Origin of the sequence: Bacillus sp. FSL R10-2201 (genome assembly GCF_038008665.1) — a bacterium.
Taxonomy (GTDB): Bacteria; Bacillota; Bacilli; order Bacillales; family Bacillaceae_G; genus Bacillus_A; species Bacillus_A mycoides.
Genome location: NZ_JBBOZP010000001.1, coordinates 3,815,892 through 3,834,616, shown reverse-complemented (window position 1 = coordinate 3,834,616; position 18,725 = coordinate 3,815,892). Strand labels below are relative to the sequence as shown.

Sequence of the window (18,725 nt, the reverse complement as noted above, 5' to 3'; positions counted from 1 at the left end):
TACTCATATATTCTCAAAATGGAAGGATGAGTAGAGAGAATAGTTTTTATTATAGGCGTGTGATGAGTCGGTTCGTTGAGAGAAAAACATTAGAAGAATGGTTGGTTTAAATTAATAATAGTATGGTTGTTGACAAGGCCCTCCGTAACAAGGAAAAGGTGCTGGTGGTGGGAAAGGCGGTGGATAAGGCGGATAAAACGGTCTAGGCCCGAAAGCTAATGCTCCACCGAGCAATCCTCCAGCAATTCCAGCTAGAAATGGAACACCGAAAAATGGAAAGAAGCGTGAGTCGCCTGCTGGGCCAAAAGGTGCTGAACGAACTGGGATTGGTTGATAATATGGATACATGAACAAACCTCCTTTACTGGACTCATTTTTATCATATGGTGGACCAAGCGTGGATGAGCGCGTACAAGGAAGGATATGTAAGGAAATAGGCGAATTGTTACGAATGTTGTAGGATGAAGAGTGTAATTTCAGGTTTTGACATAAAGCGGAATGGGACACGTGTTCTTCCAATACCTCGATTGACATAGAGAGTCAAACCTTGAATGTTATAGAAACCTTCAATATATTCTTTTGCAAGCGACGGGGTAATAATAGCACCTAAAAAAGGAATTTGTACTTGTCCCCCATGGCTATGACCAGAAAGTTGAAGATTGATTGGATATGTAGCGATTTGTGGCGCGATATCTGGTTCGTGAACGAGAACAATTGTATAAATATTTTGTTTTGCATGTTGTAAAGTTTCCGCTATTTTTGGTTTACCCAGTAGCATATCATCGAGTCCGAAAATAGAAATTTCACTATTATCCAGTAAACGAATTCGCTTTTCGCTATTTTGCAAAAGTTCAAATCCAGATTCGCGCATGATGTGATCATAGTATTCAGTTCCATATCCGCCATGGTCGTGGTTACCATAAATAGAAAATTTACCGAAGGGTGCCTGTATATTCTTTAAAATGGATGCAACAAAAGAAGCCTCGGTATATGTTTGGTAATCATCAATGAGGTCACCAGTAAAAAGGACAATATCTGGCTTTTCAGCATTAATCTTGGAAACGATTTGAGATAAATGTTGGAGAGAGAAATAGTATCCTAGATGTAAATCGCTAAATTGAAGGATCTTCATACCATGAAAACCTTTTGGTATGAGCGGTGATTTAAGTGTGTGTTGCGTAAAAGAAAGCAAATAGGGCTCTATATATTTAGCATAATAATAGCCGATGCTTGCGGTTATAAATGAATATAGACAAGTGCGTATTCCAGATTTTAAAAAATTTCTTCTTGTAATTTTCTTCATATACAGGTTACTCGAACCTCCCTTCAGTTTTTTAAAAATATATTTTAAATACTAAAAAAGTAGTATAGATTACGAAAAAAATGAACGAAAAGAAACCTCTTTACGTTAAAATATCAGAAAAATTGAAAAATATAAAGATTTCTATCAAATAAAGTGATAAAATGAATATGTATTCATTTTTTGGAGGGGATGTATGTGAAAGAGAAGGTAGTTATTATAACAGGTGGATCAAGTGGAATGGGAAAAGGGATGGCGATACGTTTTGCGAAAGAAGGGGCACGTGTTGTTATTACAGGGCGTACAAAAGAAAAGCTAGAAGAAGCAAAGTTAGAAATTGAACAGTTTCCAGGGCAAGTATTATCTGTACAAATGGATGTACGAAATACTGATGATATTCAAAAAATGATTGAACATATTGATGAGAAGTTTGGACGAATTGATATTTTAATAAATAATGCAGCTGGAAACTTTATTTGTCCAGCAGAGGACTTATCTGTGAATGGCTGGAATTCGGTAATTAATATTGTATTAAATGGTACATTTTATTGCAGTCAGGCTATTGGGAAATATTGGATTGAAAAAGGTATAAAAGGAAATATTATTAACATGGTGGCAACATATGCATGGGATGCAGGCCCAGGGGTTATCCATTCGGCAGCAGCTAAAGCTGGTGTACTAGCGATGACAAAAACTCTTGCTGTTGAGTGGGGACGTAAATATGGAATACGAGTTAACGCTATCGCACCAGGACCAATTGAGCGTACAGGTGGTGCCGATAAATTATGGATTTCAGAAGAAATGGCTAAGCGTACATTGCAAAGTGTTCCACTTGGTAGAATGGGTACACCAGAAGAAATTGCGGGTCTAGCTTATTATTTATGTTCAGATGAAGCTGCATACATAAATGGAACTTGTATGACAATGGATGGTGGCCAGCATTTGCATCAATATCCATTTTAAAAGGAAAGAAAAATGAATGATTCATTAATTTTTCTTTGGTGAAATGTGACGAAGTTGTGACACGTGAGAGAAATGTGTTTACAAAGGGGAATATATAGGTTATATTTAAGACCTCTTTTTTCTTCATAGTAGAATTGCTAATTCCCCTTAGCATTTTACCCCTCTAATCCCTTCAGGAAAACTGAAGGGATTTTTTATTATTTTTCCGTAAATATCGTGTTATAATTTTTGAAAAGTAAAGGGAGGGAAGCACGTTGATAGATGCATTAGATGTAATGAGTAACTTGGATAAAGTCCTTCCTTATTATCAAGCTATTTTTAGTGCTGATGAGCATACAGTAATTGGATATGAAGTTGTAGGACGTATTCAAACAGAAGAGGGCATACAAAGTTTAGCATCTTTCTTCCATGATGATTCTATTCCGAGTGAGTTCCAACTTGAAGCGGATAACATCATCGTAGAAAAAGCGTTAAATAGGTATTTAGAAACGGATCAAAAATTATTATTATTTATACATCGGAATGCTAATGTATTAATGAATGATGAAGATGAAAGTTTACTTCAACTTTTGCTGATGTATGAAGAACAAGGTTTGAACTTACAACGCATTGTTCTGGAAATAACAGAACATGAATGTAAAGAAGATATAGAACAATTTAATCATTTACTCATGTATTATCGTACATATGGTATTCAAATTTCGATTAATAAAGTCGGAACGGGTACAAGTAATTTAGAGCGTATTAGCGTGTTAGCACCGGATATTTTAAAAGTAGATTTAACAAATTTAAGGCAAACTGCACTTTTACAATCTTATCAAGATATTTTATATTCCTTATCTTTACTTGCTAGAAGAATTGGTGCGACATTGTTATATGAAGAAATTGATGCTTTTTATCAACTACAATATGCTTGGAAAAACGGTGGTAGATATTATCAAGGTAATTATTTGAAAGAATGTTTACCTGATTTTATTGAAACGAATGTTTTAAAAGAGCGACTTGGTAATGAATGTCATCAATTTATTCTGCATGAGAAGAAGAAGTTGCAAAAAATTTATAATTTAACAGAGATGTTACGTGATCGAATTGGTGATGTTCTGTCAAAACAAAAAAAGAATGAAGATATAAATGATTGGTTATTACAATTTAGCCAAAGCATATCACAATATAGTTTTCGGATATTTATTTGTAATGAAGATGGTTTTCAACAATCGGGTAATATTATGAAAAAAGATGGTGGATGGATCATTATGCCAGAGTATTATATGAAGAACTGGAGCTGGCGCCCGTATTTTCTAGAAAATATAATGAAAATGCGTTTTGAGAATAAGGCAAGACTTTCAGATTTATATGCTGATATCGAAACTGGTGAAATGGTACGAACATTTTCATTCCCGATTGATGATGAAAACTTTTTATTTATAGATTTATCGTACGAATATTTATATGAAGAAGATGTTTTATTTTAATGCACGAAGAAATTCGTGTATTTTTTTGTTTGTTTTTATCATAAATTGGTAATAGTGAAAATGATGATGAAAATGCTGTCTATCGTTGTAAAGATTTTACGAACGAAATCATCCCTTTCTTTGCATAATCATTGTTACAATGAATACTACAAAGACAAGCTCTTTTAAAAGGAAGGTGAAAAAATGAAGAAATATGGAATATGGTTTGTTCTATTTATATGTGTTGCCTTTCTAGTTGGCTATAGTGTCACAACTGTTTTAGGAAAAGAAGAAGTGAAAGTGGATCGGAAAGAAGTGTTTACAACGATACAAAAAGGTTATGAGACGCAATTTTCAATCCGCGGGAAGCAAATGCCTACGAATAAGATGATAGAGACGTTATCACCATATTTTACAAATAATTTCCTTCAAGTTTTTACAGATGAAAACAGTAGAAATGAAAAACAAAGTGGTGAATATTTACTTCCAGCAAAAGAAGCTCCATTTTCTTTTAATTCAGAAACAAAAATGTCTTATGATGAAGAACATAAAAATTTATATGTCTATGAGCGGACAAAGAGTGGACAATATCAAATTGTGACATTGCAAAAGGATAATGGAAAATGGAAATTAGCAGGGTATCATGAAAGTCAGGAACTGTTGACTGAAATAAAAAGGTTACAACAATTATGAGAATAGGAATAGGTGTCGCCTATTCCTATTCTATACCGAGTAGCTGTTGTAATTTTTCAATTTGAAAACCTGCCACAACTTCTTCATCAATTACAACTGTTGGAGTTGAATAGGATTCATAGTCATATAAAAGACGATTGCGTGCAGCAGCGTCTTTTTTTATGTCAAATTCTTCATATACAACGTTATTATGTTTTAAAAATTCTTTTACAATGGTACAAGGCGGACAATCAGGTTGTGTATAAACCTCAATTTTTTTCATTGTAATTCCTCCCTTTTTCTGTTGTTTATTATATTCTGCCAGTATAAAAAGCGCAATAAAGAAGTAAAAAGATGCTCTTTCATCTTTTTACTTCTTATTTCGACAAATTTTAGTTGAGTTTCTTGCCAAGAACCTTTATCCTAGATTGTGGAACGTTTTTTCTGTTATGACGGATAGAATGAGTATAGCTGTAAAACCTATTGGTAGGAAGATCAGAGAAAGGAGAGATTTCATGTCTCTACTCCAAGGAATTTTAACTCGACTTGTTAGTCTACAAGAACAAGCTGAAAGCGGTGAAGTAGCACAACGCTATTTTGAAGTGAACGGTGAGCGCAAATGTAGCGTGAAATTTTTCGATAAAAGTGAAATGTATGAGTTAGAAGTGTATCAACAAGGTGAAAAACCTCAAGTGTATCAATTCGATAACATCGATATGGTTGCAATTGAGATTTACGATATCATTTCTTGATACATATAAAAAAGGTACTGCCAAATGGCGGTACCTTTTTTAGTTATATTAATTAATGGGCTATATAGGTAGTAGAAGTTTCAATTTAAGTCGCGATTAAATAAAAGAGTTTTTATAAATGTATATGTATAGGAATTTTTCATTTTTCCTACAATGATAGTAAATATTAATAGGAGGTGCAAAGGATGGAACGCTTACCGATTGTTATTTGTCCTAATTGTCACAGTCATGCTGAAATTAATCACGTATTAACCGCCCAATCTAATCAAAATGTAATATATACATGTAGGTTTTGTAATTATGTAATTCGAAATATTGAAACGAATAAAGGGTAGTAAGTTATAATTTTTGTTTTTGTCCCATACAATGAGAATACGAAAAGTCTGTCTAATTGAAAGGACGTGACTATGTGGACGGTGAGCATACATTTTATAATGTTTCAGAGAGACATTTGAATTTTGATATGGTATTTAACCGTATTTGTAGTTTCATTGAAAAGGATCCGCGAAATTTATATCGATTATCTATTGGGACAGACTCACAAGCGCATCAAAAGGATACGAGGTTTATTACAGCGATACATATTCATCGTGTTGGAAAAGGAGCATGGGGATGTTTGCATCATAAATCAGTGAAAAATAAGCCAGCAACGTTGCGAGAGAAAATATATTTAGAAACACAGTTTAGTCAAGAAATCGCCTATCTATTTACTCCCAATCATATACAAGCGATATGGGATTTATTGCACCCATACGCTCAAGATGGAGCAGGATTCATAATGGAGATTCATTTAGATATCGGGAATGATGGTTTAACAAAAGAATTTATTTTAGATATGACGATGAAAATTCAAGCAATGGGATTAACAGCAAAAATTAAACCAGATGCTTATGCGGCATTTAGTTACGCAAACAGATATACAAAATAATGTGAAATGATGTCTATATATTCGCAGTCGTTAAGTATTTCTAACAAAAACTGAATATTACATCTGTTAAATAGACTGAAAAATTTATATAATGAGAGTGATGATGCGAGTGCAAGGAGAGGAGCATATGGAAAAGGAATTTGTTTTAACAAGAGAAGAAGAAAATTTATTGTTGGATATTCTGTTTCAGCAAAATTACGCGAGCGAAATTTTAGCGGTGGAGCTTACAGACATTGAGAATGGTTTAAAACAGATAGATGTGACGCAATATAAAAAAATCACAAGATTGTTTTACCGATTAAAAAATAAAGGGTATTAAGCACTACCGGAATGGTAGTCTTTTTTTTATGTTATATGCTAAAATAGTTATGTATTTTTATTAGAAGAATGTCAGGACAAAATAATAATATGAAAACGCTATCATAAAATGTGAATAGGACCGGAGAATATTAGCAGGAAAAAGGGAAAATGGGGGATGTAACATGATTAGTATTCCGAAAGACGAGTTTCAACAAATTCTTGTGAAGGATTTAATGATTTCATCAGATAAAGTAGCACATGTACAAATAGGGAATGGTCTAGAACATGCTTTACTCGTTCTTGTGAAATCTGGATATTCGGCGATTCCTGTTTTAGACCCTATGTATAAATTACATGGGTTAATTAGTACTGCTATGATTTTAGATGGTATTTTAGGATTAGAGCGCATTGAGTTTGAAAGACTTGAGAATATGAAAGTGGAACAAGTGATGAAGGAAGAGATTCCAGTTCTTATGTTAGAAGATTCTTTTGCAAAAGCTTTAGAAATGACAATTGATCATCCTTTTATTTGCGCTGTCAATGAAGAAGGTTACTTCGAGGGTATTTTAACACGGCGGGCTATTTTAAAATTGTTGAATAAAAAAGTGAGACAGCATAATCGATAACGTAGGGAAAGTGACTTCACAGAAAAGGCGAAGTCACTTTTTTTCGTGCATATCAGTTGTGTATGTATTATATTTAAAAAGACATAAAGCATAAGAAAAGTTTGAACTAACAAACCGTTCTAATGTATAAAAGTATGCAATTAAATTAAGGATGAAATACTTATTAAAATTAGGTGTATGGAAGCTAAGGAAAGAGGGAGAAAGTTGCAAATTGATGATTTTCAAATGATGGTTGTGTTAGCTCAGGAATCAAATATGAGAAAAGCGGCGGAACGTTTATTTGTTTCCCAACCTGCGCTTAGTCAACGATTACAATCTATGGAGAAACAATGGGGAATGAAATTTTTTATTCGTTCACAAAAAGGATTAACAATTACACCTGAAGGGGAAAAAGTTGCAAATTATGCAAAAGAAATGTTACAACGGGAAGAGGGTATTAAAAGTGAACTGGCTCTTTTTAGAACCGAAACATACGGTACGTTAAAAATAGCTGTTGCATCAGTCATTGGGCAATATTGGCTTCCACCTGTTTTGAAAAAATTTGTGCATAAGTATCCTTCTGTGAAGATATCTCTGTTTACTGGCTGGAGTAGTGAAGTGCAAAAGCAATTTTATGAAGGAGACGTTCATGTTGCTATACTGAGAGGATCACAAGAATACAAAGGGCAGAAACAACAATTATTTGAAGATGAATTATATTTAGTTGATAAAGAAATAAAAGATATTTCGATGTTAAAAGAGACAAATAGACCATTTATTCAATTTAAAAGTGATTCGACCTACTATGGACAAATACAAAATTGGTGGTATGGATTATTTTCAAATCCACCTAAGCGAACGATTGTAGTTGACCAAATTGAAACGTGCAAACAGCTTGTTTTAAATGGAATAGGTTATGCTCTTTTACCTTCGACTGTTTTAAAAGAAGTGCAGGAAAATATGTATAAAACACCTGTTCAATTAACGAGAGAAACATGGTTATTGACGAGTGACTCGGCAAGGCAGTTGAAGCAAGTACAAGCATTTTTAGAAATTATAGAAGAAATTCAAATGGGAAAATAAGATTATTGTCTTGCTACTCGCTCTATCGTTTGGTAGAGTAACATTATAAATGGATTTAGGAGGCAACAAGAATGAAAATGATGGACGCTAACGAAATTATTTCGTTTATTCAAAACAGTGAAAAGAAAACTCCTGTAAAGGTATACATAAAAGGGGATTTAAAAGAGGTAACATTCCCTGAAACAGTACAAGCATTTGTAAATAAAAAATCTGGTGTATTATTCGGAGAATGGTCTGAAATTAAGACAATTCTTGATGAAAATAGCAAGCACATTGTTGACTATGTAGTTGAGAATGACCGTCGTAATTCTGCAATTCCAATGCTTGATTTAAAAGGTATTAAAGCTCGTATTGAGCCAGGCGCGATTATTCGTGACCATGTAGAAATTGGTGACAACGCTGTTATCATGATGAATGCAACAATTAACATCGGTGCTGTAATTGGTGAAGGTACTATGATCGACATGAACGCAGTGCTTGGTGGACGTGCAACAGTTGGTAAGAACTGTCACGTAGGTGCAGGTGCTGTACTTGCCGGTGTTATTGAGCCACCTTCTGCAAAACCAGTTATTGTTGAAGATGATGTTGTAATTGGTGCAAATGTAGTTGTTCTAGAAGGCGTTACAGTAGGTAAAGGTGCAGTTGTAGCAGCAGGAGCTGTTGTAACAGAAGATGTGCCTCCATATACAGTTGTTGCGGGAACTCCGGCACGTGTAATTAAAGAAATTGATGAGAAGACAAAAGCAAAAACTGAAATTAAACAAGAGCTTCGTCAATTAAACCCAGAGAAATAAAAAATAAAAAGCGTAAGAGCATGAATGTGCTCTTACGCTTTTTATAGATAGAGGTGCAAAAATGACAGTAAGCAAATTTGTCCAAGTTCGTAGAGATTTACATAAAATTCCGGAGATTGGATTTAAAGAGTGGAAAACACAACAGTATATTTTAGATTATATAGGAACGCTTCCTAATGAATATTTGGAAGTGAAAACATGGAAAACAGGTGTAATTGTTAAAGTAAATGGAAAAAATCCAGAAAAAATAATAGGTTATCGTGCAGATATAGACGGTCTACCAATTACAGAGGAAACTGGATATGAATTCTCTTCTGTCCATGAAGGAATGATGCATGCATGTGGACATGATTTGCATGCAACAATCGGTTTAGGACTTCTAACAGCGGCTGTAAGCGAAAGAATAGATGATGATCTTGTGTTTATATTCCAACCAGCTGAAGAAGGTCCAGGTGGTGCACTTCCTATGTTAGAAAGCGATGAGTTAAAAGAATGGAAGCCTAATATGATTCTTGGACTTCATATTGCGCCTGAATACTCTGTGGGAACAATCGCGACAAAAGAAGGTTTATTATTTGCGAATACATCAGAGCTATACGTTGATTTAAAAGGAAAAGGTGGACATGCTGCATATCCGCATACAGCAAATGATATGATTGTTGCAGCGAGTCATCTCGTTACACAACTTCAATCAGTTATTAGTCGTAATGTGAACCCTCTTGACAGTGCGGTAATTACAATTGGGAAAATTACAGGTGGTACAGTTCAAAACATTATCGCAGAAAAGTCTCGTTTAGAAGGAACAATTCGAACGCTATCAGTGGAATCAATGAAACGTGTTAAAAGCCGAATTGAGGCAATTGTTGCGGGAATAGAAGCTTCTTTTCAATGTGAAGCTGTTATTGACTACGGAGCGATGTATCATCAAGTGTATAACCATGAGGAGCTAACGAGAGAGTTTATGCAATTTACACGTGAACAAACGACTATGGACGTAATTACGTGTACGGAGGCAATGACAGGTGAAGACTTTGGTTATATGCTTCGAGAGATACCTGGATTTATGTTTTGGCTTGGAGTAAATTCAGAATATGGTTTACATCATGCGAAATTAAAACCAGACGAAGAGGTTATTGAGAAAGCAATTGTATTTTTAAATCAATATGTGAAGTGGAAGGGAAATAGAAAGTGAACTTACTCGCTAATTGTGCAATAGTTTAGAGTGGGGACTTCTTAGTTCAGAGACGAAAACATCTTTCGTATTCGTTAGTGTTAGACATCTTCATACAAATGAGTAAAGTTAAATTTGACGTCTTAATAATGAGCAGGGGGTTTTTAGCCACTGCTCATTATTAATTATTGCTAATAGGGAAGATAATTATTTAACTACCCTATATATGTTTACTTTTAGTATGAAAAGTGTGTAAAATCAATGTGATACATAGAAAAAAGGGTGGGGAATTACGTGCAAATTAGCAGTGCGATTTTATGTTTCGTCTTATATGCATATGTTATTATTGCGGCGGTTTATTTTGGGATAAGTTTTTACGCCTATCGTTTAGCAAATAATAGTGAATATGAAGAAACATACAAATGGGTGAAAAGATATTTGTCACCTGTACTAGAAATTATGAATGGATTTGTTCTTTTTTTATTTATTGGATTAATTGCTTTCTCAACGAGTTTAGTAGGGAATAAGACTACGTTATTTGTACTAGGTATCATTATTTTTATGCTATTAGGAATTCGGATTGGTAATACGGTGTTTTGGAACGAAAGGAAAATAGATGGTTGGACAGGGATGTTTATTCCATGTATGTTAGCTGCAATTGTGACGAATATAGAACATGAATATTATCAATTACATTTTTGGCTTATCATTGTTTTAACAATCCTCTCTGTTTTGTATATAAGTACTGTCGTGCTAACATACATCGCAAATGAAAAAGGAGATGCAAAAGGTGCGCACTTCTTTAGAGGGCGTGCATTATTATGGAGTGTGCCGACGATGGCAGTTATAGGAATTATTGCGATATTAGTAAATGGATATCAATTTACTAATTGGCAATTGTTTTTAGAAACTTGGTGGATCTTCATTGTTTCGCTTGTAGCTTTTTTAGGCGCAACACATTATTTATTCCATCAACATCATTACATATTGGCACTGTTATTCGCATTTACACAACTTTTATTTGCTTTTTTCGGACAAGAAACGCTATTGTTCGTTTTTGAAACATTTAGTTCATTTGGAAATATATTTGTATTTGGTATGTTAATTTTCGGTATCGCGTTTTATTTACAACAGTATTTTTATATGCAAAAACAAAAATAAGAAGTATATACAGGTTTTTGTAGCGAATTTAAAGTATGTTACAATAAAAGTACATAGTATTTGATGTTATTGGAGGAATTCATGTGGGCGAAAAAGAGAAAGAATTTGCTGTTATTGGGCTTGGCCGTTTTGGTGGAAGTATTTGCCGTGAATTAGCTCAATTAGGTATGGAAGTAATGGCAATTGACTCAGATGAGGATAAAATTAATGAGTTTGCAAATATAGCTTCGCATGCTGTAATTGCAGATTCAACAGATGAGATGGTATTAAAAAGTCTTGGTATTCGTAATTTTGATCATGTAGTCGTTGCTATTGGAGATAATTTGAATTCAAGTATTTTAACAACGTTAATTTTGAAAGAATTAGGTGTGAAAAATATTACTGTAAAAGCTCAAAATGACTATCATGAAAAAGTGTTAAGTAAAATAGGGGCAGATCATATTGTGCATCCAGAACGAGATATGGGAAAAAGGATTGCTAATAATATCGCATCAAGTAATGTGTTAGATTATCTAGAGCTTTCAGATGAGCATAGTATTGTAGAGATTATCGCAAATAAAAAAATTGATGGGCACTCTTTAATTGAATTAGATATTCGTGCGAAGTTTGGTTTGAACATTGTAGCAATTAAACGTGGAAAAGAAGTTATCGTATCTCCTCGAGCTACAGAAAATGTTCAGGCGGGAGATATATTAATTGTAATTGGTCATGACGATGAAGTAGATCGTTTTAAGCATTTTTTAAGATAAGAGAAAAGGACAATGCCGAGGAGGCATTGTCCTTTTTCTTATATTTCCATAATGATTGGTAAAATCATTGGACGACGTTTCGTTTTTTCGTATAGGAATGGTGCTAATGTGTCTGTAATCTCATTTTTAATTTCAGACCATTGTGTTGTTTTTCGCTCCATTACTTTTTCTAAATGTGTTGTAATTAATGTTTGAGCATCGTTGATTAAATCGCTGCTTTCACGCATATAAACGAAACCACGCGAGATGATATCAGGTCCTGCTGCAACTTTAAATTCTTTCATATCAATGCTTACAACTACAATAACAAGTCCTTCTTCAGAAAGAATGCGACGATCACGTAATACGATATTACCGATATCTCCAATACCATTTCCATCGATATAGACAGAGCCAGATGGGATTTTCCCAGCTACGCTTGCTTCATCAGAACGTAAAGCAAGAACATCTCCATTATCCATAATGAAACAATTTTCTTCTGGAATACCACAATCATTCGCTAATTTCATATGCATACGTTGCATACGGTATTCACCATGAATTGGCATGAAATATTTCGGCTTAATAAGACGTAGCATTAACTTTTGTTCTTCTTGTCCACCGTGTCCACTCGTATGAATATTTGAGAGTTTACCATGGATTACATCAGCACCAGCGCGGTACAACATGTTAATTGTACGACTTACACTAATTGTATTGCCTGGGATTGGTGAAGAAGAGAAAACAACTGTATCGCCAGGGATAATTTGAATTTGACGATGTGTACCATTGGCAATACGTGAAAGTGCTGCCATCGGTTCCCCTTGACTACCTGTACATAACATAACAACTTTATTAGCTGGTAGGCGGTTTAGCTGAGCTGTGTCTATGAATGTATCCTTTGGACACCGGATATAACCAAGGTTTTGTCCGATTTCAATAGCCGCTTCCATACTTCGACCGAATACAGCTACTTTACGATTGTTTTCAACAGCAGCCTCAACAACTTGTTGTAAGCGATGGATATTCGATGCAAAGGTTGCGAATATAATACGACCGTCTACTTTGCGGAATATATCTTGAATACTATCACCAACGCGGCGCTCAGACATCGTAAAGTTTGGCACTTCACTGTTTGTACTATCAGATAAGAGACAAAGTACACCGTCTTTTCCGATTTCGGCCATTTTTGTTAAATCTGCTGGCTCACCTACTGGTGTGAAATCAAATTTGAAATCACCTGTATGAACGACTTGTCCTTGAGGTGTTTTCACAACAACTCCGTATGAATCCGGAATACTGTGAGTTGTACGGAAGAAGGAAACAGATGTCTTTTTAAATTTAATAACATCATCTTCTTGAATTTCATAAAGTTTTGCTTTACGAAGTAATCCGTGCTCTTCTAATTTGTTTTTTATTAGGGCAATTGCTAATTTTCCACCGTAAATTGGAATGTTTACTTGACGTAATAGATAAGGAATTCCACCGATATGATCTTCGTGACCATGTGTAATGAATAACCCTTTAATTTTATCTTCGTTTCGCACAAAATAAGTGTAATCTGGTATTACATAATCGATCCCGAGGAGTTCGTCTTCTGGAAATTTAATTCCAGCATCAATTATAATAATTTCATCTTGAAATTGAACAGCATATGTATTTTTACCGATTTCACCAAGACCACCGAGTGCAAAAACGGCAGCTTGATCATTTTTTAGGAATTTCATATGACTATACGATCTCCGCTAATATTAAATCAGCGTTTTGTTTTTCATATTCAAGATGAGCACCAGTAACAGACTGAACGAACTCGATATTATATGCGAACTTATTTAATTTTTTACGAACATCCTTTTGAGACGTAGCCTCTAAATATAAAACTTTTGTATTTTCACGTACTGGGACCTCAGTTAATTTTTCTTGATAAAATACTTTAAAAATCATTGGGAAAACCTCTCCTTGTCTATGTTTTGCATTATCTGTTACTTATTATAAAGCAAACAGTCACGATTTTCATGTTTTTTCGAATGAGAATGAAGAAAAAGCCCGAAATGGGCACAATTTAAGCGATTGTCTTCTTACGGACTAAATCGTTTAAATAACGCTTGAGCTTTTTCTTCAGCTTCTTCAGCATGATTACTCCTTCCTTTCCTTATTTAAAACATGCATATTACTAATGATAACTCTGTCTCCCATACAAGAAAGAAGATTAGAAGTGAATAGTGAATCTTGTTCTTTTTAGTATAGTGTAAGTTATCTTGTAGTAACGATTAGTAGCCGTTAGTTATAGATATAGTATGAGGAAGAATAGAAAAGAAAATTCATCCGAACAAGTATCCACATTTTTTCACTAATAGTATATGCACATTTCATAAATAAGGTCAGAAAGTGAACGCTTTCTTCACAGATGTTTAATATGTTATACTTTTTTTTGAAATTTGAAAAGTGATAATCAAAATAGGAATATAGAGTGCCAGAAAGGATTTTGACAAATGAATGATAAAATTGTCTTTTTTGATATTGATGGAACATTATTAGATCATGATAAGAAAATTCCGCAATCTACAAGAGATGCAGTAAGAGATTTACAAGAAAAAGGTGTGCATGTAGCGATTGCAACAGGGCGTGCGCCATTTATGTTTGAAGATATTCGTGAGGAACTCAATATACATAATTATGTTAGTTTTAACGGGCAGTATGTTGTATTTGAGGATGAGGTATTATTTAATAATCCATTACATCCTGATGCTCTACATAAGTTTACTCAGTTTGCAAAACAAGAAGGATATCCACTTGTATATCTTGACCATCAAGAAATGAGAGCGTCAGTGGAATATCATGATTATGTAAAAGAAGGTTTTGGAAGCTTACAATTCGAGCATCCGGCATATGAACCTGATTTTTATGAGAAACGCGATATTTATCAAACGCTTCTTTTTTGTGAAGTAAACGAAGAAGAAAAGTTTATTCATCATTATCCAGATTTTCATTTTATACGCTGGCATGCATATTCAATGGATATTATCCCTAATGGTGGTTCTAAGGCAAAAGGGATTGAGAAGTTTATTGAGAAAATAGGATTTAATCGTGAACAAGTATATGCATTTGGGGACGGATTAAATGATTTAGAAATGATTGAAGCAGTAGGAACGGGCATTGTGATGGGGAATGGTCATGAGGATTTGAAAAAACTTGCTAATTATGTGACAAAAGATGTTAATGAAGACGGTATTTATCACGGATTAAAGTGGGCTGGCTTGTTATAAGTAAGTGTGGAACCCATTTCACATAATAAAAAGGCGGAAGATTAACTTCCGCCTTTTTACTATTATCGCTCGAGAGGTTTTGAATCATCGGGAGCCACAAATGGATTGTCTTTATTAATATGGTCATAGAACATAACACCGTTTAAATGGTCGATTTCATGTTGGAATACAATTGCTGGTAAACCTTTTAATCGCAGTTTTACGTCTTCACCGTTAATCGTTGTTGCCTTTACTGTAATTCTCGTGTAACGAGGGACATAACCAGGTACTTCACGGTCTACAGATAGACAGCCTTCACCATTTTGTAAATATGTACGTTCAACAGAATGACTAATGATTTTTGGGTTAAATAATGCGTAGCTATATAACGTATCATTCGTATCAGTTACATGAACCGCAATCATTTTCTTTGAAATACCGATTTGCGGAGCCGCTAATCCGATTCCGGGGCGTAAATTATATTTTTCAGCCATTTCAGGGTCCTGGCTATTTATTACAAATTCAATCATTTCTTTAAGAGTATTTGTATCTTCCTCGCTAGCAGGTAAGGAGACCTCTTCTGCGACGTCGCGCAAAATAGGATTTCCTTCACGAATTACCTCATTCATTGTAAGCATATGTAATCTCTCCTTTCTCCTTTAGTCTACCAAAAGAGATAAAAAAAGTCATCGGCAAGTAAGGAAGAGCTACTTGGAAACAAATCTTCTACAGATAAGTTATGTAATAAAAAGAAAAGACGGCAAAGCCGTCTGTTTCTTTCCATAGTTGTTTCATTTTACATTAATTAGCGAATGCAAGCAGCACCAACGATAATTAAAAGGATAAACAACACAACGATTAAGGCGAAGCCGCTTCCAGATCCGCCACAAGAACCGCCATAACCGTAGGAAGGATATGAACAAGTTGTTGGATAGCAATATGAGTATCCGTACATGAGATGACCTCCTTTATCATTTCCCGCTAATACTGCGGTTACTATAATGTATGGAGGAATGATCAGAAATGTATAGGTATTTACCTATAAAAGGAAGAAGTGTTTGTATAATTTTCTTGAGAAGAGAGAAAAACTAAGGAGAATTAAATCGTTTACATATTATTCTAAGAGAAAAAATAAGTTAAAAAGGGAATAATATAACAGCAGGTTATTGCTTACTAATACAGATGTGAAAAATAAAAACACGTTTGTGTAGAGGAAACCGGCATATTATTTATAAAAAAACGTATTCAAAGTAATTGACATCGTAATTAGAATAGTTGTAAACTAAAAAACGTGATCAAGATTGTATTAATATGTTTTTGAAAAAACATTAGTACAGATTGTTAGGTACACAAAATTATTCTCAACCGACAAACAAATTTGTTGGTTTACATTGTTGCGCTTTCAGTCTAGCTAATAGATAGTGAAAGCGTTTCAGAATATGGTTCAAGAGAGGAAGAGGTGAACGGAATGGGTACTAAAACAAAAAAGACCCTATTTAATGTTGATGAGCAAATGAAAGCTATCGCAGCTCAATTTGAAACATTACAAATTTTAAATGAAAAAGGCGAAGTTGTGAATGAAGCAGCTATGCCTGAATTATCTGATGATCAATTAAAAGAATTAATGCGCCGTATGGTGTATACTCGCGTACTAGATCAACGTTCTATTTCTTTAAACCGTCAAGGACGTTTAGGTTTCTACGCACCAACTGCTGGACAAGAGGCTTCTCAATTAGCAAGTCATTTCGCACTTGAAGCAGAAGATTTCATCTTACCAGGATATCGTGACGTTCCACAATTAGTGTGGCACGGTCTACCATTATACCAAGCATTCTTATTCTCTCGTGGACATTTCATGGGTAACCAAATGCCTGAGAATGTAAATGCACTTGCTCCACAAATCATTATCGGTGCGCAAATCATCCAAACTGCTGGTGTTGCGTTAGGTATGAAATTACGTGGTAAAAAATCTGTTGCAATTACTTACACTGGTGACGGTGGTGCTTCACAAGGTGACTTCTACGAAGGTATGAACTTTGCGGGTGCATTCAAAGCTCCAGCAATCTTCGTTGTACAAAACAACCGTTATGCAATCTCTACTCCAGTAGAAAAGCAATCTGCAGCTAAAACTGTAGCACAAAAAGCAGTAGCAGCAGGTATTTACGGAATTCAAGTAGACGGTATGGATCCATTAGCTGTATACGCAGCAACTGCTTTCGCTCGTGAGCGCGCAGTAAATGGCGAAGGTCCTACTTTAATCGAGACTTTAACATTCCGTTATGGTCCACATACAATGGCTGGTGATGACCCAACTCGTTACCGTACAAAAGATATCGAAAACGAATGGGAACAAAAAGATCCAATCGTACGCTTCCGTGCATTCTTAGAAAACAAAGGCCTATGGTCTCAAGAAGTTGAAGAGAAAGTTATCGAAGAAGCAAAAGAAGATATCAAACAAGCAATTGCTAAGGCTGACCAAGCTCCAAAACAAAAAGTTACTGATTTAATGGAAATCATGTACGAAAAAATGCCTTACAACTTAGCTGAACAATATGAAATTTACAAAGAAAAGGAGTCGAAGTAAGCCATGGCTCAAATGACAATGATTCAAGCAATCACTGATGCTTTACGCGTTGAAATGAAAAATGATCCTAACGTACTTGTGTTTGGTGAAGACGTTGGTGTAAACGGCGGAGTATTCCGTGCTACTGAAGGTTTACAAGCTGAATTCGGTGAAGATCGTGTAATGGATACTCCACTTGCAGAGTCTGGTATTGGTGGACTTGCAGTTGGACTTGCACTTGAAGGCTTCCGTCCAGTTCCAGAAATCCAATTCTTCGGTTTCATTTATGAAGTAATGGATTCAGTTTCTGGTCAATTAGCTCGTATGCGTTACCGTTCTGGTGGACGTTGGACTGCTCCAGTAACAATTCGTTCTCCATTCGGTGGTGGTGTTCATACTCCTGAACTACATGCTGATAGCTTAGAAGGATTAGTGGCACAACAACCTGGTCTAAAAGTTGTTATTCCATCTACTCCATACGATGCAAAAGGTCTTTTAATCTCTGCGATTCGTGACAACGATCCAGTTATCTACTTAGAGCATATGAAATTGTACCGTTCATTCCGTCAAGATGTACCAGAAGGTGATTACACAATTGATTTAGGCAAAGCTGACATCAAACGTGAAGGTACAGATGTATCTGTTATCGCTTATGGTGCTATGGTTCATGCTGCATTAAAAGCTGCTGAAGAACTTGAAAAAGAAGGTATCTCTTTAGAGGTTGTTGACTTACGTACAGTTCAACCATTAGATATCGAAACAATCATCGCTTCTGTTGAAAAAACAGGCCGCGTAGTTGTAGTTCAAGAAGCTCAAAAACAAGCTGGTATTGCAGCTAACGTTGTAGCGGAAATTAACGACCGTGCAATCTTAAACTTAGAAGCTCCAGTTGTACGTGTTGCAGCTGCTGATACAGTATTCCCATTCTCTCAAGCTGAGAGCGTATGGTTACCAAACCATAAAGATATTGTTGAAGCTGTTAACAAAGTAATGAACTTCTAATTTTTAG

General features: G+C 35.0%; 23 protein-coding genes. 16 read left to right on the top strand and 7 right to left on the bottom strand.

What is annotated here, in order from left to right:
* Window positions 1-111 precede the first annotated feature (111 nt).
* Both NSQ69_RS19660 and NSQ69_RS19655 read right to left on the bottom strand, forming a co-directional pair.
* Complete coding sequence (locus tag NSQ69_RS19660; RefSeq protein ID WP_002014830.1) at window positions 112-348, bottom strand: hypothetical protein; 237 nt, start codon at window positions 346-348, stop codon at window positions 112-114.
* Window positions 349-445: 97 nt separating this feature from the next.
* Window positions 446-1,303 carry a metallophosphoesterase gene (locus tag NSQ69_RS19655; protein ID WP_002014831.1) on the bottom strand — a complete coding sequence of 286 codons (858 nt, stop codon included), beginning with the start codon at window positions 1,301-1,303 and terminating at the stop codon, window positions 446-448.
* Between the two features lie 195 nt (window positions 1,304-1,498).
* Here NSQ69_RS19655 and fadH point away from each other — a divergent pair, with 195 nt between their 5' ends.
* The 3 genes from fadH (at window position 1,499) to NSQ69_RS19640 (ending at window position 4,407) form a co-directional block, all read left to right on the top strand.
* Window positions 1,499-2,263, top strand: a complete 765-nt coding sequence (fadH, locus tag NSQ69_RS19650) for a 2,4-dienoyl-CoA reductase (protein WP_002128892.1) — start codon at window positions 1,499-1,501, stop codon at window positions 2,261-2,263.
* Between the two features lie 254 nt (window positions 2,264-2,517).
* Window positions 2,518-3,735 (top strand): EAL domain-containing protein, encoded by a 1,218-nt coding sequence (locus tag NSQ69_RS19645; RefSeq protein ID WP_002128891.1) that lies wholly within the window; start codon window positions 2,518-2,520, stop codon window positions 3,733-3,735.
* 183 nt (window positions 3,736-3,918) lie between these two features.
* Complete coding sequence (locus tag NSQ69_RS19640; RefSeq protein ID WP_088291115.1) at window positions 3,919-4,407, top strand: DUF3993 domain-containing protein; 489 nt, start codon at window positions 3,919-3,921, stop codon at window positions 4,405-4,407.
* 25 nt (window positions 4,408-4,432) lie between these two features.
* Here NSQ69_RS19640 and NSQ69_RS19635 read toward each other — a convergent pair whose 3' ends face one another.
* Window positions 4,433-4,669, bottom strand: coding sequence for a glutaredoxin domain-containing protein (locus tag NSQ69_RS19635; protein ID WP_002014835.1), 237 nt, complete (start codon window positions 4,667-4,669; stop codon window positions 4,433-4,435).
* A 232-nt stretch (window positions 4,670-4,901) separates the two neighbouring features.
* Between NSQ69_RS19635 and NSQ69_RS19630 the strand changes: the two genes are divergently transcribed.
* From NSQ69_RS19630 to NSQ69_RS19585, 10 genes are all read left to right on the top strand, one after another.
* Window positions 4,902-5,138 carry a YkuJ family protein gene (locus tag NSQ69_RS19630; protein ID WP_000055151.1) on the top strand — a complete coding sequence of 79 codons (237 nt, stop codon included), beginning with the start codon at window positions 4,902-4,904 and terminating at the stop codon, window positions 5,136-5,138.
* 185 nt (window positions 5,139-5,323) lie between these two features.
* Window positions 5,324-5,473 (top strand): hypothetical protein, encoded by a 150-nt coding sequence (locus NSQ69_RS19625; protein WP_002033828.1) that lies wholly within the window; start codon window positions 5,324-5,326, stop codon window positions 5,471-5,473.
* 74 nt (window positions 5,474-5,547) lie between these two features.
* Window positions 5,548-6,066 (top strand): ribonuclease H-like YkuK family protein, encoded by a 519-nt coding sequence (locus NSQ69_RS19620; protein ID WP_002033829.1) that lies wholly within the window; start codon window positions 5,548-5,550, stop codon window positions 6,064-6,066.
* 127 nt (window positions 6,067-6,193) lie between these two features.
* Window positions 6,194-6,385, top strand: a complete 192-nt coding sequence (gene abbA / locus NSQ69_RS19615; protein ID WP_033708000.1) for an antirepressor AbbA — start codon at window positions 6,194-6,196, stop codon at window positions 6,383-6,385.
* Window positions 6,386-6,548: 163 nt separating this feature from the next.
* Entirely contained in the window at window positions 6,549-6,992 is a 444-nt protein-coding gene (cbpB, locus tag NSQ69_RS19610) for a cyclic-di-AMP-binding protein CbpB (protein WP_002066926.1), read from the top strand.
* A gap of 177 nt (window positions 6,993-7,169) precedes the next feature.
* Window positions 7,170-8,054 (top strand): LysR family transcriptional regulator, encoded by an 885-nt coding sequence (locus tag NSQ69_RS19605; protein WP_003191095.1) that lies wholly within the window; start codon window positions 7,170-7,172, stop codon window positions 8,052-8,054.
* Window positions 8,055-8,125: 71 nt separating this feature from the next.
* Window positions 8,126-8,848 carry a 2,3,4,5-tetrahydropyridine-2,6-dicarboxylate N-acetyltransferase gene (dapD, locus tag NSQ69_RS19600; RefSeq protein WP_002128886.1) on the top strand — a complete coding sequence of 241 codons (723 nt, stop codon included), beginning with the start codon at window positions 8,126-8,128 and terminating at the stop codon, window positions 8,846-8,848.
* 61 nt (window positions 8,849-8,909) lie between these two features.
* On the top strand, window positions 8,910-10,040 hold the full coding sequence (locus NSQ69_RS19595; RefSeq protein WP_002033831.1) for an N-acetyldiaminopimelate deacetylase: 1,131 nt from the start codon (window positions 8,910-8,912) through the stop codon (window positions 10,038-10,040).
* A gap of 273 nt (window positions 10,041-10,313) precedes the next feature.
* Complete coding sequence (locus NSQ69_RS19590; RefSeq protein ID WP_002014843.1) at window positions 10,314-11,180, top strand: hypothetical protein; 867 nt, start codon at window positions 10,314-10,316, stop codon at window positions 11,178-11,180.
* Window positions 11,181-11,263: 83 nt separating this feature from the next.
* Window positions 11,264-11,929, top strand: coding sequence for a potassium channel family protein (locus NSQ69_RS19585; RefSeq protein WP_000504033.1), 666 nt, complete (start codon window positions 11,264-11,266; stop codon window positions 11,927-11,929).
* A 38-nt stretch (window positions 11,930-11,967) separates the two neighbouring features.
* On the opposite strand, the gene rnjA is transcribed toward NSQ69_RS19585, so the two are convergent.
* A complete protein-coding gene (rnjA, locus tag NSQ69_RS19580) occupies window positions 11,968-13,635 on the bottom strand; it encodes a ribonuclease J1 (RefSeq protein WP_002033834.1) in 1,668 nt (555 codons plus the stop codon).
* 4 nt (window positions 13,636-13,639) lie between these two features.
* Window positions 13,640-13,852: a DNA-dependent RNA polymerase subunit epsilon gene (locus NSQ69_RS19575; RefSeq protein ID WP_000576436.1), complete on the bottom strand. Its 213-nt coding sequence runs from the start codon at window positions 13,850-13,852 to the stop codon at window positions 13,640-13,642.
* Window positions 13,853-14,400: 548 nt separating this feature from the next.
* On the opposite strand from NSQ69_RS19575, the gene NSQ69_RS19570 reads away from it, so the two are divergent.
* Window positions 14,401-15,174: a Cof-type HAD-IIB family hydrolase gene (locus tag NSQ69_RS19570; RefSeq protein WP_002014845.1), complete on the top strand. Its 774-nt coding sequence runs from the start codon at window positions 14,401-14,403 to the stop codon at window positions 15,172-15,174.
* Between the two features lie 62 nt (window positions 15,175-15,236).
* Here NSQ69_RS19570 and def read toward each other — a convergent pair whose 3' ends face one another.
* Together def and NSQ69_RS19560 are read right to left on the bottom strand one after the other, a co-directional pair.
* Entirely contained in the window at window positions 15,237-15,791 is a 555-nt protein-coding gene (gene def, locus NSQ69_RS19565; protein ID WP_002014846.1) for a peptide deformylase, read from the bottom strand.
* A gap of 167 nt (window positions 15,792-15,958) precedes the next feature.
* The gene (locus NSQ69_RS19560; RefSeq protein WP_002014847.1) at window positions 15,959-16,108 is read right to left on the bottom strand and encodes a YjcZ family sporulation protein; all 150 of its coding nucleotides are present in this window, start codon (window positions 16,106-16,108) and stop codon (window positions 15,959-15,961) included.
* 513 nt (window positions 16,109-16,621) lie between these two features.
* On the opposite strand from NSQ69_RS19560, the gene pdhA reads away from it, so the two are divergent.
* Both pdhA and pdhB read left to right on the top strand, forming a co-directional pair.
* Window positions 16,622-17,737, top strand: a complete 1,116-nt coding sequence (pdhA, locus tag NSQ69_RS19555; RefSeq protein ID WP_000536893.1) for a pyruvate dehydrogenase E1 component subunit alpha — start codon at window positions 16,622-16,624, stop codon at window positions 17,735-17,737.
* A gap of 3 nt (window positions 17,738-17,740) precedes the next feature.
* Window positions 17,741-18,718 carry a pyruvate dehydrogenase complex E1 component subunit beta gene (pdhB, locus tag NSQ69_RS19550; RefSeq protein WP_000068162.1) on the top strand — a complete coding sequence of 326 codons (978 nt, stop codon included), beginning with the start codon at window positions 17,741-17,743 and terminating at the stop codon, window positions 18,716-18,718.
* The last annotated feature ends 7 nt before the right edge of the window (window positions 18,719-18,725 follow it).